This is a genomic window from Janthinobacterium amylolyticum (genome assembly GCF_051380655.1).
In the GTDB taxonomy this organism is placed as follows: domain Bacteria; phylum Pseudomonadota; class Gammaproteobacteria; order Burkholderiales; family Burkholderiaceae_D; genus Janthinobacterium.
The window spans coordinates 45,802-58,069 of the sequence record NZ_JBNYXL010000001.1; the positions used below are offsets into that span (position 1 = coordinate 45,802).

Below are 12,268 nucleotides of genomic sequence, written 5' to 3' on the forward strand. Positions count from 1 at the left end.
CGCGCGGGGCCGAGTTGGAACGGCGCATGCGCGACCAGGGCGGCCATGCGGGCGTGGCGGACTCGTGCCGTCCGATCACGGACATCCTCACGCGCGTGGGCGACAAATGGAGTGTGATGGTGGTGATGTTGCTTGGCAACGGCACCAAGCGTTTCAACGAGATGCGCCGCGTGATCGGCGGCATTTCGCAGCGCATGCTGACCTTGACCCTGCGCGGCCTGGAGCGCGATGGTCTCGTCACGCGCACCGTGTTTCCCACCGTGCCGCCGCGCGTCGACTATGCGCTGACGGACCTGGGGCGCTCCCTGCTGATCCCCATCAGCGCGCTGGGCGTCTGGGCGTATGGCCACCGCGACGCCATCGATGCGGCGCGGCAGGCATTTGACGCCAGAGCCGATGCGGGTGCAGGGCCGGATACTTAAGACAGTTCGATGACGGCCAGCATGTCGTTGCCATCGGCATCCATGCCTTTTTCCACGAAGCCCATGCTGGCATAGAACTGTTTCGCGTTGGCATTGCCTGGCTTGTAGCAAATCTCGATGCTGCGCGCGTCCGGCCGGGCGCGGATTTCCGCCAGCGCCAGGCCGAGCGCGGCCCGGCCAAGGCCTTGTCCCTGGCGCCGGTGATCGACCATGAAGCGCCATATCTGGTAGTAGCCGGGCGGGTCTTCCTCGTCGGGCGAGACGAACATCAGAAAACCGATCACGTCCTCATCGCAATACACGGCGCGCGTATGCATGGTGGCGGGGTGGAAGCTGGCCTGCGCCATGGAGTAATCGTTGCTGGCCAGATAGTCGCGCTGCTCAGGCAGCAGCGGCAGTTCGCTGACGATGTCGAAATTGTCGGCCGTGACGGCGCGCAGGCTGATGCTCATGGTCGGTGGCAATAAAAGCAGGGCCTGGCAGTATGCGCAAGACTTAAGCAATTGGCAAGGCTATTTCACCGCGTGCGCCAGACAGCGGTGGAGTGATGAGGGCGTGGCGGCCGTGGCGGGCCGCCATCGGCATTTACCGGGCCGCCACCGCTTCAGTTTCCGCCTGCGGCCCCTGCCAGCCGCCGCCGAGCGCCCGGTAAGTGGCCACGGCGGCGCGCGCTGATGCCGTTTGCGCCTGCGCGCGCGCGTCCGCGGCTTGCAGCAGCCTGGTGTCGGCCTGCAGCACTGCAATGCGGCTGGTGACGCCTTTGTCGTAGGCGTCCAGCGCGGCGGCGCGGGCGCGCTCGAGCGCTGTCACGCCCTGTGCCAGCAGCGCGGCCTGCTCTGCGTGGCGCAACAGGGCCGAGCAGGCGTTTTCCACGTCTTCGGCGGCATGCAGCGCGGCCAGCCGGTAGGCCGCCAGCAGCTCGGCTTCCCGGCCCCGGGAAGCTTCGATCTGCGCGTCGATGCGGCCGAAATCGAACAGGCGCCAGCGCATGCCCAGCATGCCGGCGGCCTGGCCGGAGCCGCTGCCGAACAGGGTGCCGCTGGCCGTGGCGCTGCCAAGCAGGGCGCCCAGGCTCAGTTTCGGGTAGTACTCGGCGACGGCCGCGCCCGTGCGCGCGCTGGCGGCGGCCAGGCGCCGTTCAGCGGCGATCAGGTCGGGCCGGCGCCGCAGCAATTCTCCCGGCGCGCCGCCGGCCGTGATGCGCGGCGCGCGTGCCATCGCGCCGGCGGCTGCCATCTCGGTGCCGTAGGTGCCGGGCGCGGCGCCCAGCATCACGTCGAGCGCATGCAGTGCCACCTCGCGCGCCGTGTCCAGGCCGGGCACGGCGGCGCGCGCCAGCGCCAGCGACGCTTCGGCCTGCCGCAGCGCCGGCTCGTTCAGCAACCCCTTGCCATGCAACAGCGTGGCGATCTCCAGCAGCGCCGCGTCGGTGTCGACCTGGCGGCGCGCCAGATCGAGCCGCGCCTGCAGGCCCTGGATGGCCAGGTACAGGTCGGCCGTTTGCGCCGCCACCGCCAGGCGCGTGGCGGCCCATGCCGCGTCGCTCGCTTCATAATCGGCGCGCGCCGCTTCGCGCTCGCGCCGCAGGCCGCCGAACAGGTCGAGTTCCCACGATGCCTGCAGGTTCAGTTCGCGCGCGCTGCCGGCGCGCTGGTAGCCTGGCGTGGCATTCAAGACCTGGCCCAGCGGCGTTTGCACCGACTGGTAGGCGCGCGCCGCCTGGCCGTCCACGCTGGCCGACGGCAGCAGCGCGGCGTCGGCCGCACCGGTGGCCGCGCGCGCCTGCGTGACCCTGGCCTGTGCCTGCGCCAGGTCGAGGTTTTGCGCCAGCGCCACCGTCACCAGACGGGTCAGGCGCGGGTCGCCAAAGCTGGTCCACCATTGCCGCAGTTCGGCGGCGTCGTTGGCCTGGCGCGCGCCAAGCGCCGCCTGGTGCCGGTACTGCGCCGCTTGCGGCAGTTCGGGCCGGCGGTAGTCGGCACCGGCGGTGCAGCCGGCGGTAGCCAGGCTGGCGGCGATCAGCATGAAGGGGAGGCGCGGGCGGGGCAGTGGCATGATGGCTTTCCAGTTCAAAAGAGAATAGAGTGTGACTATAATACACTTTGGTCACTTATTGTGCATTCTGGCGCGGCGCGTTAAGCTGTCGCCATGAATTCCACCACACCTGCTACACCCAGCCCTGCGCGCGGCCCCGCCGGCCATGACGTGCGCGACCAGATTGTGGCCGCCGCCACCGAGTATTTCAGCCTCTACGGCTATGAGAAGACGACCGTTTCCGACCTGGCCAGGGCGATCGGCTTTTCCAAGGCCTACATCTACAAGTTTTTCGAATCCAAGCAAGCCATCGGCGAGCATATCTGCGGCAACTGCCTGCGCCAGATCGAAACCGAGGTGAGGGCGGCGGTGGCGGCGGCCGGCCAGCCGCCCGAGCAGCTGAGACGCATGTTCAGGGCCAGCGTCGAGTCCAGCCTGCGGCTGTTTTTTCAGGACCGCAAGCTGTACGACATCGCCGCCTCGGCCGCCACCGAACGCTGGCCCGCCGTGCTGGCCTATGAGCTGGCAATGGGCGCCTTGCTGCTGGATATCTTGCAGCAGGGGCGCAAGACAGGTGACTTCGAACGCAAGACGCCGCTCGACGAGACCGCCAGCGCCATCTACCTGGTGATGCGCCCCTACGTCAATCCCTTGCTGCTGCAACATGGCGTCGACAGCAGCGATACGGCCGTGGTGCAGCTGTCCAGCCTGGTGCTGCGCAGTTTGTCGCCATAGCCGCTTGCATGATAAGTGACGATTGACTTAATTGGTCACTAGTACCAGAATGAGAACCCTGATCACTCGTTCATGGGATTCTTATGCGCTGGCGCCGCCTCGCTTCATCTGTTGTTATCTCCTCTTTACCCCTGGTATTGGGCGCTTGCGCCGACAAGACGCAGGCCGATCCGCGCACGGCCACGCCGCTGGTGCGGGCCGTCGCGGTGCAGGGCGCCGAATCTGGCGCGCGCAGCTTTACGGGCGTGGTCGCGCCGCGCGTGCAGAGCGATCTCGGTTTTCGCGTGGCCGGCAAGGTCAGCGAACGCCTGGTCGATGCCGGCCAGGCCGTGCGCCGTGGCCAGCCCTTGCTGCGCCTGGACGCCGACGATCTGCAACTGCTGGCGCAGGCGCGCCAGGAGGCCGTCACGGCCGACCGCGCCCGCGCGCGTCAGGCGGCGGACGAAGAAGCGCGCTACCGCGACCTGCGCGGCACGGGCGCCATCTCGGCATCCGGTTACGACCAGGTGAAGGCGGCCGCTGACGCGGCAGCCGCCCGGCTCAAGGCCTCGGAAGCCGAGGCGGAGGTGGCGCGCAATGCGCTGCGCTACGCGGTGCTGCTGGCCGATGCCGACGGCGTCGTGATGGAGACGCTGGCCGAACCGGGCCAGGTGGTCGCGGCCGGGCAGTCGGTGGTGCGCCTGGCCCATGACGGCCGGCGCGAAGCGGCGATCCAGCTGCCGGAAACCTTGCGTCCGGCGCTCGGTTCCACCGCCCAGGCTACCTTGTTCGGCAGGCCGGGAGCCAGCGTGCCGGCCACCTTGCGCCAGCTGTCGCAGACGGCGGACCGGCAAACGCGCACTTTCGAGGCGCGCTATGTGCTCGACGCGGCGCTGTCAAGCGCGCCGCTGGGCGCCACCGTCACCTTGCGCCTGGCCGGCGCCCAAGCCGCCGGCGACAGTGTGCAAGTGCCGCTGGCGGCGCTGCATGATGCAGGCAAGGGGCAGGGCGTGTGGGTGATCGCCGGAGAGCCGGCGCAGGTCAGCTGGCGGCCCGTCAAGGTCAGCCGGCTGCACGAGGACGGCGCCGACGTCAGCGGCCTGAAGGCGGGCGAGCGCATCGTCGCGCTGGGCGCCCACCTGCTGCATCAGGACGAGCGGATCAGGGTTGAAACGGCGCCGGTCGTGCCGCTGGCCGCCGGCGCGGGAGCGCGTCCATGAGCGCGGCCCGCTTCAACCTGTCCGCACTGGCCGTGCGCGAACGTTCCGTCACCCTGTTCCTGATCTGCCTCATTTCCCTGGCCGGCCTGCTGTCGTTCTTCAAGCTGGGGCGCGCGGAAGACCCGGCCTTCACGGTCAAGGTGATGACGATCGTCACCGCCTGGCCCGGCGCCAGCGCGCGCGAAATGCAGGACCAGGTGGCCGAAAAGATTGAAAAGCGGCTGCAGGAACTGCGCTGGTATGAGCGCGCCGAAACCTACACCACGCCTGGCCTGGCCTTTACCACCCTGACCCTGCTCGATAGCACGCCACCGGACCAGGTGCAGGCCGAGTTTTACCAGGCACGCAAGAAGGCGGGCGACGAGGCGGCCAATTTGCCGGCCGGCGTGATCGGTCCGATGATCAACGACGAATACGCCGACGTCACGTTTGCCCTGTATGCGTTGAAAGCCAAGGGCGAGCCGCAGCGCCTGCTGGTGCGCGAGGCGGAAACGCTGCGCCAGCGGCTGCTGCACGTGCCGGGCGTAAAAAAGGTCAATATCATCGGCGAGCAGGCCGAACGCATCTACGTCGAGTTTTCGCAGGAGCGCCTGGCCACCTTGGGCGTGCGGGCGCAGGACGTGTTCGCCGCGCTGAACGGCCAGAACGCCTTGACGCCGGCCGGCTCGGTCGACACGCGCGGGCCGCAGGTGTTCATCCGCCTTGACGGCGCGCTCGACGCGCTGCAAAAGATCCGCGACACGCCCGTGGCGGCGCAGGGGCGCACCCTGGCCCTGTCCGATATCGCCACCGTGCGCCGTGGCCAGGAAGAGCCGGCCAGTTTCCTGGTGCGCAATGGCGGCGAGCCGGCGCTGCTCCTGGGCGTGGTCATGCGCGACGGCTGGAACGGGCTGGACCTGGGCAAGGCGCTGGACCGCGAAGTGACGGCCATCGGCACCGCCATGCCGCTGGGCATGAGCCTGGCCAAGGTCACCGACCAGGCCGTCAATATCGGCGCGGCCGTCGACGAATTCATGCTCAAGTTCCTCGCCGCGCTGCTGGTGGTGATGCTGGTGTGCTTTGTCAGCATGGGCTGGCGGGTCGGCATCGTGGTGGCCGCCGCCGTGCCATTGACGTTGGCCGTGGTGTTCATCGTGATGGCGGCCACCGGCAAGAACTTCGACCGCATCACCCTCGGTTCATTGATCCTGGGCCTGGGCCTGCTGGTGGACGACGCCATCATCGCCATTGAAATGATGGTGGTGAAAATGGAAGAGGGCTACAGCCGCATCGCCGCCTCCGCCTATGCCTGGAGCCACACTGCCGCGCCCATGCTGGCCGGCACCCTGGTGACGGCCGTCGGCTTCATGCCCAACGGCTTTGCCCGCTCCAGCGCCGGCGAGTACACCAGCAATATGTTCTGGATCGTCGGCATCGCGCTGATCGCCTCGTGGGTGGTGGCGGTGGTGTTCACTCCCTACCTGGGCGTGAAACTGCTGCCGGAACTGAAACACGTCGCCGGCGGCCACGCTGCGCTGTACGACACGCCGCGCTACCAGCGTTTTCGCCGCTTGCTGGGGCGTGTGATCGCGCGCAAATGGCTGGTGTTTTCCACCGTGATCGGCCTGTTCGTGCTGGCCGTGCTGGGCATGGCCGTCGTCAAGAAGCAGTTTTTCCCCATCTCGGACCGTCCTGAAGTGCTGGTCGAAGTGCAGCTGCCGTATGGCAGCGCGATCGGCCAGACCAGCGGCGCGGCGGCCAGGGTGGAAGCGTGGCTGGCGCGCCAGAGCGAGGCGAAGATCGTCACGGCCTATGTGGGCCAGGGCGCGCCGCGCTTTTACCTGGCGATGGGGCCGGAATTGCCCGACCCGTCGTTCGCCAAGATCGTCGTGCGCACCGACAGCCAGCAGGCGCGCGACGCCTTGAAGCAGCGTTTGCGCGTGGCGGTGGCCGCCGGACTGGCGCCCGAAGCGCGCGTGCGCGTGACGCAGCTGGTGTTCGGCCCGTACTCGCCGTTTCCCGTCGCCTACCGGGTCAGCGGCCCGGATTCCGAGGTATTGCGCGGCATCGCCGGCCAGGTGCAAGCCGTGATGCAGGCCAGCCCGCTGATGCGTACGGTCAATACCGACTGGGGCACGCGCACGCCTACCCTGCATTTCAGCCTGCAGCAGGAGCGCCTGCAGGCGATGGGCCTGACGTCCGCCGCCGTGGCGCAGCAACTGCAGTTCCTGCTGCGCGGCGTGCCTGTCACCGCCGTGCGCGAAGATATCCGCACGGTGCAGGTGGTGGCGCGCGCGGCCGGTGACGTGCGGCTGGACCCGGCGCGCATCGCCGACCTGACCCTGGCCGGCGCGAATGGCGAGCGCATCGCGCTGTCGCAGGTGGGCAGCGTGGAAGTGCGTTCGGAAGAACCGGTGCTGCGCCGGCGCGACCGCCAGCCGACCATCACCGTGCGCGGCGATATCGCCGACGGCCTGCAGCCACCGGACGTCTCGGGCACCATTACGGCGCAGCTGCAAGCCATCATCGACAAGCTGCCGGCCGGCTACCGCATCGAGCAGGCCGGCTCCATCGAGGAATCGGCGAAGGCGACGCAAGCCATGCTGCCGCTGTTCCCCATCATGCTGGCGCTGACCCTGCTGATGATCATCCTGCAGGTACGGTCGATCTCGGCGATGGTGATGGTGTTCCTGACCAGCCCGTTGGGCCTGATCGGCGTGGTGCCCACCTTGCTGCTGTTCCAGCAGCCGTTCGGCATCAATGCGCTGGTCGGCCTGATCGCGCTGTCGGGCATTTTGATGCGCAACACGCTGATCCTGATCGGCCAGATCCATCAGAACGAGGCGGCCGGGCTGGCGCCGTTCGACGCCGTGGTGGAAGCGACCGTGCAGCGCGCGCGGCCCGTGATCCTCACGGCGCTGGCAGCCATGCTGGCCTTCATCCCGCTGACCCATTCGGTTTTCTGGGGTACCCTGGCCTACACCCTGATCGGCGGCACGTTTGCCGGCACGGTGCTGACTTTGGTCTTTCTACCGGCCATGTATGCGATCTGGTTCCGCATACGGCCGCAGGCAAGGGCAGTGCCGCCGGTTTAATCTGGTGCGGCAGGGTCGGCAGCGGCGTGCGCCAGGCGTGCGCGCCGCAGTTCGGCCCACTCGATCAGCGCCTGCATCGACGGCCCCAGTGCATGGCCGATCTCGCTCAATGCATATTCCACCCTGGGCGGCACCTGCGCGTAGACCTTGCGCACGACGATGCCGTCCTTTTCCAGCTGCTTGAGCTGCTGGATCAGCATTTTCTGGTTGACTTCCTCGATCAGCCGCTCCAGGTCGGAAAAGCGCAAGGGCGCCTTGGCCGCAAACAGCTGGCACAGGATGATGATCTTCCATTTGCCTTCGAGTACGCGCAAGGTCTCGGTGGTAGCGTCGGCCCAGTCGCGGCGATTCTGCGGATCGCCACAATTCCATTCCCGTTGTTTTGTCATGATATGTTGGTTACTTACTTTTTGGTGGGTACTTCCCATTATTGCATAAGGCTCCTAAAATCACAGCACATTGGACAATCAACGACACGGAGCTCATGAACATGAAGATAGGTATTATTGGAACGGGAAATATCGGCGCAACCCTGGCGCGCAAGCTGCTGGCCGCCGGACATGAGGTGAGGGTGGCCAATTCCGGCGGCGTCAAAGGCGTGCAAAGTCTGGCCGACGACATCGGCGCGGTGCCGGCCGATGTGCATGGCGCCGTCGACGGCGTGGACGTGGTGGTACTGGCCATACCACTGCCGGCCATGGACAGCCTGCCTGCTGGCCTGTTCGACGCCGTGCCGCCGCAGGTCACGGTGATCGACACCAGCAATTACTATCCAGGCATGCGTGACGCGGCGATTGCGCAGATCGATGCGGGAATGGCCGAAAGTGCCTGGGTGTCGGCCCAGCTGGGGCGTCCGGTGGTCAAGGCCTTCAACAATGTGCTGGCGCATACGCTGGCCGCGCTGGGCCAGCCTGCAGGCACGCCGGGCCGCCTCTCGATTGCCGTCGCCGGAGATGACGCGATGGCCGTGCAGACGGCGAGGACTTTGGTGGAGCAGGCCGGATTTGACGCGGTCGACGGTGGCACCCTGGCGCAGTCCTGGCGTCAGCAACCTTGCACGCCAGCCTACTGCTGCGACCTTGATGCGCCCGCCATGGCCAGGGCGCTTGCCGCGGCGGTCCCGGGCAAGGCGGCGGCGATCCGCGAGCAGATGCCGGCGCAGTTCGCCAAGCTGGGCGCGCATGCCAGCCATGACGACATCGTCGCCATGAACCGGCGACTGAACGTCGTCTAGGCCCCGGTCGCATCCTGCCGGTAGCGTGCCGGCGGCAGTTCGAACTGGTTCTTGAAGAAGCGGGTGAACGCGCTTTGCGAGGAAAAGCCCAGGCGGTCGCCAATTTCCGCCACGCTCATGCTGGTTTCGCGCAGCAGGCGGCGCGATTCGCGGCTCTTGGCGCGCAGTTCCAGCGCGCGGAACGAAGTCTGCTCCTGCTGCAGCTGGCGCTGCAAGGTCCAGCGGTTCATCGCCAGGCCGTCGCACAGGGCCGGCAGCAGCGAGGCGCCGTCCGCGTCCGCCTGCTGGCCCAGCAAATCGATGATGGCCTGCTCGACGCGGGCTGAAAACAGCTGCGCCCCCTGCAGCTTTTGCAATTGCCCTTGCGCGTGGCGCAGCGCGTGCGGCGCCAGCATGGCGTTGAACTGGGCGAAGGGCAGGTCCAGTCCCGGCGCGTCAAACACCAGGGTGTTGCGCGCCTGGCCAAATTCGGCGGCGGCGCCGAAGCATTCCGCAATGGCCGGCGCAAAGCGCGGCGCCTTGCCGCGGAAACTGGCGCGAAAAGCCGTCGGCGTGCCCGCGTCATAGGCGCGCGTCACCAATGACAGCATGCGGAAATTGGCCAGCGCCTGCATGGCGCCGCCCAGCGGGCAGAACTCGGACAGGTATTCGATCTCGACGCGCGTGCCGCTTTCACTCATCAGCATGAAATCAAATTCGCCGATCAGGCCGCGCAAGTGCAGCAGCTCGTGCAGGGCGCTGCGCAGCGTCGGACGGTTGAAGCAGACGTGGGCGATGCCGGAAAAATGCGCGAACCAGTGCGTCACGTCGAGGTCGAGGATGCCGCGGTGCGGCGGCAGATGCTGGGCGTAGACGGTCATGCGGCGGTGCCGCTCGGCGTTGATGCGCCCGCCGGGTTCCGTGAGTTGCGCCGGCGTGATGCCCGTGTGGCGGAAAAAGTCGGCGGGATCGTGCCCATCGGCCTGCATGGCGCGCGCGTAGTTTTGCGCGATCCGGTTCGAAACCGTGCGCGTATCGGGTTTGTGCAAGGTGTGTCTCCTGCTTGTTGTAGTAATTTTTCACAAATATTAGCACTTTGTAGGAAAGTGTTGGTTGTCGTGCCGTCTAACCAAAAATTGTTTTCGCGGGTATAAAACGCGTGCTGCGCAGTCAAGAAACTCACGCATTCTCACGCTATATTGATTTCGGGCTGGCCCTGATGCCACCCGGATACCTACAAAAACAGTCTTGGAGATCATGATGAATTGCACAATGAAACCGATGGCCCGCGTGGTCGCGGGCTGCGTCGCCACGCTTGCCCTGGCCGCCTGCGGCAACGACACCGTCAGCGAGGATTACACGCAGCCCGTGTTCGGCGCCACCACTTACAGCCAGCTCAAGGTCGACGGCTATACTTTCAAGGACATGAACCGCAACGGCAAGATCGACCCGTACGAGGATTGGCGTTTGTCCGCCGAAGCGCGCGCCGACGATCTGCTGTCGCGCATGAGCCTGGACGAAAAAGCCGGCCTGATGATGCATGGCACGGCGCCCACCGTGGCCGATCCCACCGGCATCGGCCAGGGCGGCGCGTATGATCTGGCGGCCCTGCAGGACCTGATCGTCAAGCAGTACGTCAACACTTTCATTACCCGCATGGCGGGCGACGCGGCCAATATGGCGGCGCAGTACAACAAGGTGCAGGCTCTGAGTGAGACGTCGCGCCATGGCATCCCCGTGTCCATCAGCACGGATCCGCGCCACCATTTCCAGTACACGGTGGGCGCCAGCGCCGGTACCCAGGGCTTTTCGCAGTGGCCGGAAACCCTGGGCCTGGCGGCCATCGGCGACGATGCGCTGGTGCGACGCTTCGGCGACATCGCGCGCCAGGAATACCTGGCCGTCGGCATCACGCAGGCGCTGTCGCCGCAGGCGGATCTCGCCACCGAGCCGCGCTGGTCGCGCATCAACGGCACCTTCGGCGAGGACGCGGACCTGACCAAGCGCATGGTGCAGCACTATATCGAGGGCTTCCAGGATGGCAACACGGGCCTGCATGACGGCAGCGTGGTGGCCGTCGTCAAGCACTGGGTCGGCTACGGCGCGACGAAAGAAGGTTACGATGGCCACAATTACTATGGCCGCTACATGACTTACCCGGGCAACAACTTCGCCTACCACGTCAAACCGTTCGAAGGCGCGTTCACGGCCAAGGCGGCCTCCGTCATGCCGACCTATGCGCTGCCGGACGGGAACATCACCATCGACGGCATCACCCTGGAACAAGTGGCGGCCGGCTTCAGCAAGACCATGCTGACGGATCTGCTGCGCGGCAAATACGGTTTTGAGGGCGTGATCCTGTCCGACTGGGGCATCACCTCCGACTGCGATGCCAACTGCCGCAACGGCACCGCACCTGGTGTCGCGCCGTCCTTCATGGGCTTTGGTACGCCGTGGGGCATGGAAGACGCCACCAAGGCCGAGCGTTATGTCAAGGCCGTCACGGCGGGGATGGACCAGTTTGGCGGCGTGACGGAAGCACCCTACCTGACGCAAGCCGTGCAGCGCGGCCAGCTGACGGAAGCGCGCATCAACGCCTCGGCGCGGCGCATCCTGGTGCAGAAATTCAAGCAGGGGCTGTTCGAGCATCCGTTTGTCGATACGGCCAAGGCGGCGGCCACCGTGGGCAAGGCGGAATTCGTCGAGGCGGGCCTGGATGCGCAGCGTCGTTCGCTGGTCCTGCTGGAGAACAAGGACAAGGTCTTGCCGCTGGCGGCCAGCGTCAAGAAAGTCTACCTGTACGGTATCGATCCTGCCGTGGCCAAGCAATACGGCTACACCGTGGTGGCGACGCCGCAGGAAGCCGACGTGGCCCTGCTGCGCGTGGCGGCGCCTTTCGAGATCCTGCACCCGAACTACATCTTCGGCAGCATGCAGCATGAAGGTCGCCTGAACTATGTCGACGGCGACGCCGACTACGAGGCAATCAAGAACGCGGCGAAATTCGCGCCGAAGACGGTGGTTACCGTCTACCTGGACCGCCCGGCCATCCTCGGCAACGTGCAGGACAAGGCCAGCGCCATCGTCGCCAACTTTGGCGTCAGCGACGGCGCGCTGTTCGATGTCCTGACGGGCAAGGCCAAGCCGCAAGGCAAGCTGCCGTTCGAACTGCCGTCGTCAATGGCCGAAGTGCAGGTGCAGAAATCGGACGTGCCGTATGACACGGCGCATCCGCTGTACAAGTTCGGTTACGGCTTGGGGTACTGAGGTTCCCCTATCGAGCACGCCAAATGCCTGCTGAATGGAAGACAGCAGGCGGTTTCTTGAATGAAGTGTAGTTGTCAAGACCAGCTACGCGTCGTACTTTTCCGTCCGATGTTTATTGTGCCGCCGTGACACCTTACTAGTCGGATATCATTTTCGTCTGCTCGCCATGGTTTTTTCAGCGCTGTAATGCATTACCAAAAATGGGTGACAACAATTGTCGCCCATTTTTTCTGCGCCGCTGCTTTATCCAATATTGAAAAAATCTTACTTTCTGCTGAACTTTTGTGGACTATCAGCGGAAACAGTCAAGATCGGGCTAGTGGA

At 66.0% G+C, this 12,268-nt stretch carries 10 protein-coding genes; 6 read left to right on the forward strand and 4 right to left on the reverse strand.

Features of this window, described 5'->3' with window-relative positions:
* Window positions 1-26 precede the first annotated feature (26 nt).
* Window positions 27-422 carry a winged helix-turn-helix transcriptional regulator gene (locus ACQ4WR_RS00245; RefSeq protein WP_102296799.1) on the forward strand — a complete coding sequence of 132 codons (396 nt, stop codon included), beginning with the start codon at window positions 27-29 and terminating at the stop codon, window positions 420-422.
* On the opposite strand, the gene ACQ4WR_RS00250 is transcribed toward ACQ4WR_RS00245, so the two are convergent.
* The gene (locus tag ACQ4WR_RS00250; RefSeq protein WP_436484490.1) at window positions 419-874 is read right to left on the reverse strand and encodes a GNAT family N-acetyltransferase; all 456 of its coding nucleotides are present in this window, start codon (window positions 872-874) and stop codon (window positions 419-421) included. The two genes, ACQ4WR_RS00245 and ACQ4WR_RS00250, sit on opposite strands and share 4 nt — an antisense overlap.
* Window positions 875-1,007: 133 nt before the next feature.
* The gene (locus ACQ4WR_RS00255) at window positions 1,008-2,477 is read right to left on the reverse strand and encodes an efflux transporter outer membrane subunit (protein ID WP_436484492.1); all 1,470 of its coding nucleotides are present in this window, start codon (window positions 2,475-2,477) and stop codon (window positions 1,008-1,010) included.
* A 93-nt stretch (window positions 2,478-2,570) separates the two neighbouring features.
* Between ACQ4WR_RS00255 and ACQ4WR_RS00260 the strand changes: the two genes are divergently transcribed.
* The 3 genes from ACQ4WR_RS00260 to ACQ4WR_RS00270 all read left to right on the forward strand — a co-directional run bounded on the left by ACQ4WR_RS00260 (window position 2,571) and on the right by ACQ4WR_RS00270 (window position 7,464).
* On the forward strand, window positions 2,571-3,191 hold the full coding sequence (locus tag ACQ4WR_RS00260; RefSeq protein WP_436484494.1) for a TetR/AcrR family transcriptional regulator: 621 nt from the start codon (window positions 2,571-2,573) through the stop codon (window positions 3,189-3,191).
* Between the two features lie 83 nt (window positions 3,192-3,274).
* Window positions 3,275-4,390, forward strand: coding sequence for an efflux RND transporter periplasmic adaptor subunit (locus ACQ4WR_RS00265; RefSeq protein ID WP_436484496.1), 1,116 nt, complete (start codon window positions 3,275-3,277; stop codon window positions 4,388-4,390).
* Window positions 4,387-7,464 (forward strand): efflux RND transporter permease subunit, encoded by a 3,078-nt coding sequence (locus tag ACQ4WR_RS00270; protein WP_436484497.1) that lies wholly within the window; start codon window positions 4,387-4,389, stop codon window positions 7,462-7,464. The genes ACQ4WR_RS00265 and ACQ4WR_RS00270 overlap by 4 nt, the downstream gene beginning before the upstream one ends.
* Here the strand turns inward: ACQ4WR_RS00270 and ACQ4WR_RS00275 are convergent.
* The gene (locus ACQ4WR_RS00275; RefSeq protein ID WP_034755697.1) at window positions 7,461-7,853 is read right to left on the reverse strand and encodes a winged helix-turn-helix transcriptional regulator; all 393 of its coding nucleotides are present in this window, start codon (window positions 7,851-7,853) and stop codon (window positions 7,461-7,463) included. The two genes, ACQ4WR_RS00270 and ACQ4WR_RS00275, sit on opposite strands and share 4 nt — an antisense overlap.
* 41 nt (window positions 7,854-7,894) lie before the next feature.
* Between ACQ4WR_RS00275 and ACQ4WR_RS00280 the strand changes: the two genes are divergently transcribed.
* A complete protein-coding gene (locus tag ACQ4WR_RS00280; protein ID WP_436484499.1) occupies window positions 7,895-8,698 on the forward strand; it encodes an NADPH-dependent F420 reductase in 804 nt (267 codons plus the stop codon).
* On the opposite strand, the gene ACQ4WR_RS00285 is transcribed toward ACQ4WR_RS00280, so the two are convergent.
* Complete coding sequence (locus ACQ4WR_RS00285) at window positions 8,695-9,726, reverse strand: helix-turn-helix transcriptional regulator (RefSeq protein ID WP_436484501.1); 1,032 nt, start codon at window positions 9,724-9,726, stop codon at window positions 8,695-8,697. The genes ACQ4WR_RS00280 and ACQ4WR_RS00285 overlap by 4 nt on opposite strands.
* 208 nt (window positions 9,727-9,934) lie before the next feature.
* Between ACQ4WR_RS00285 and ACQ4WR_RS00290 the strand changes: the two genes are divergently transcribed.
* Window positions 9,935-11,944, forward strand: coding sequence for a glycoside hydrolase family 3 protein (locus ACQ4WR_RS00290; RefSeq protein WP_436484503.1), 2,010 nt, complete (start codon window positions 9,935-9,937; stop codon window positions 11,942-11,944).
* Window positions 11,945-12,268: the final 324 nt, after the last annotated feature.

Bases quoted from the DNA above. Each gene is read 5' to 3' on its own strand.
- ACQ4WR_RS00255 (WP_436484492.1), bottom strand. From the start codon at position 2,477: ATGCCACTGCCCCGCCCGCGCCTCCCCTTCATGCTGATCGCCGCCAGC.
- ACQ4WR_RS00245 (WP_102296799.1), top strand. From the start codon at position 27: ATGCGCGACCAGGGCGGCCATGCGGGCGTGGCGGACTCGTGCCGTCCG.
- ACQ4WR_RS00260 (WP_436484494.1), top strand. From the start codon at position 2,571: ATGAATTCCACCACACCTGCTACACCCAGCCCTGCGCGCGGCCCCGCC.
- ACQ4WR_RS00270 (WP_436484497.1), top strand. From the start codon at position 4,387: ATGAGCGCGGCCCGCTTCAACCTGTCCGCACTGGCCGTGCGCGAACGT.
- ACQ4WR_RS00250 (WP_436484490.1), bottom strand. From the start codon at position 874: ATGAGCATCAGCCTGCGCGCCGTCACGGCCGACAATTTCGACATCGTC.
- ACQ4WR_RS00290 (WP_436484503.1), top strand. From the start codon at position 9,935: ATGATGAATTGCACAATGAAACCGATGGCCCGCGTGGTCGCGGGCTGC.
- ACQ4WR_RS00275 (WP_034755697.1), bottom strand. From the start codon at position 7,853: ATGACAAAACAACGGGAATGGAATTGTGGCGATCCGCAGAATCGCCGC.
- ACQ4WR_RS00265 (WP_436484496.1), top strand. From the start codon at position 3,275: ATGCGCTGGCGCCGCCTCGCTTCATCTGTTGTTATCTCCTCTTTACCC.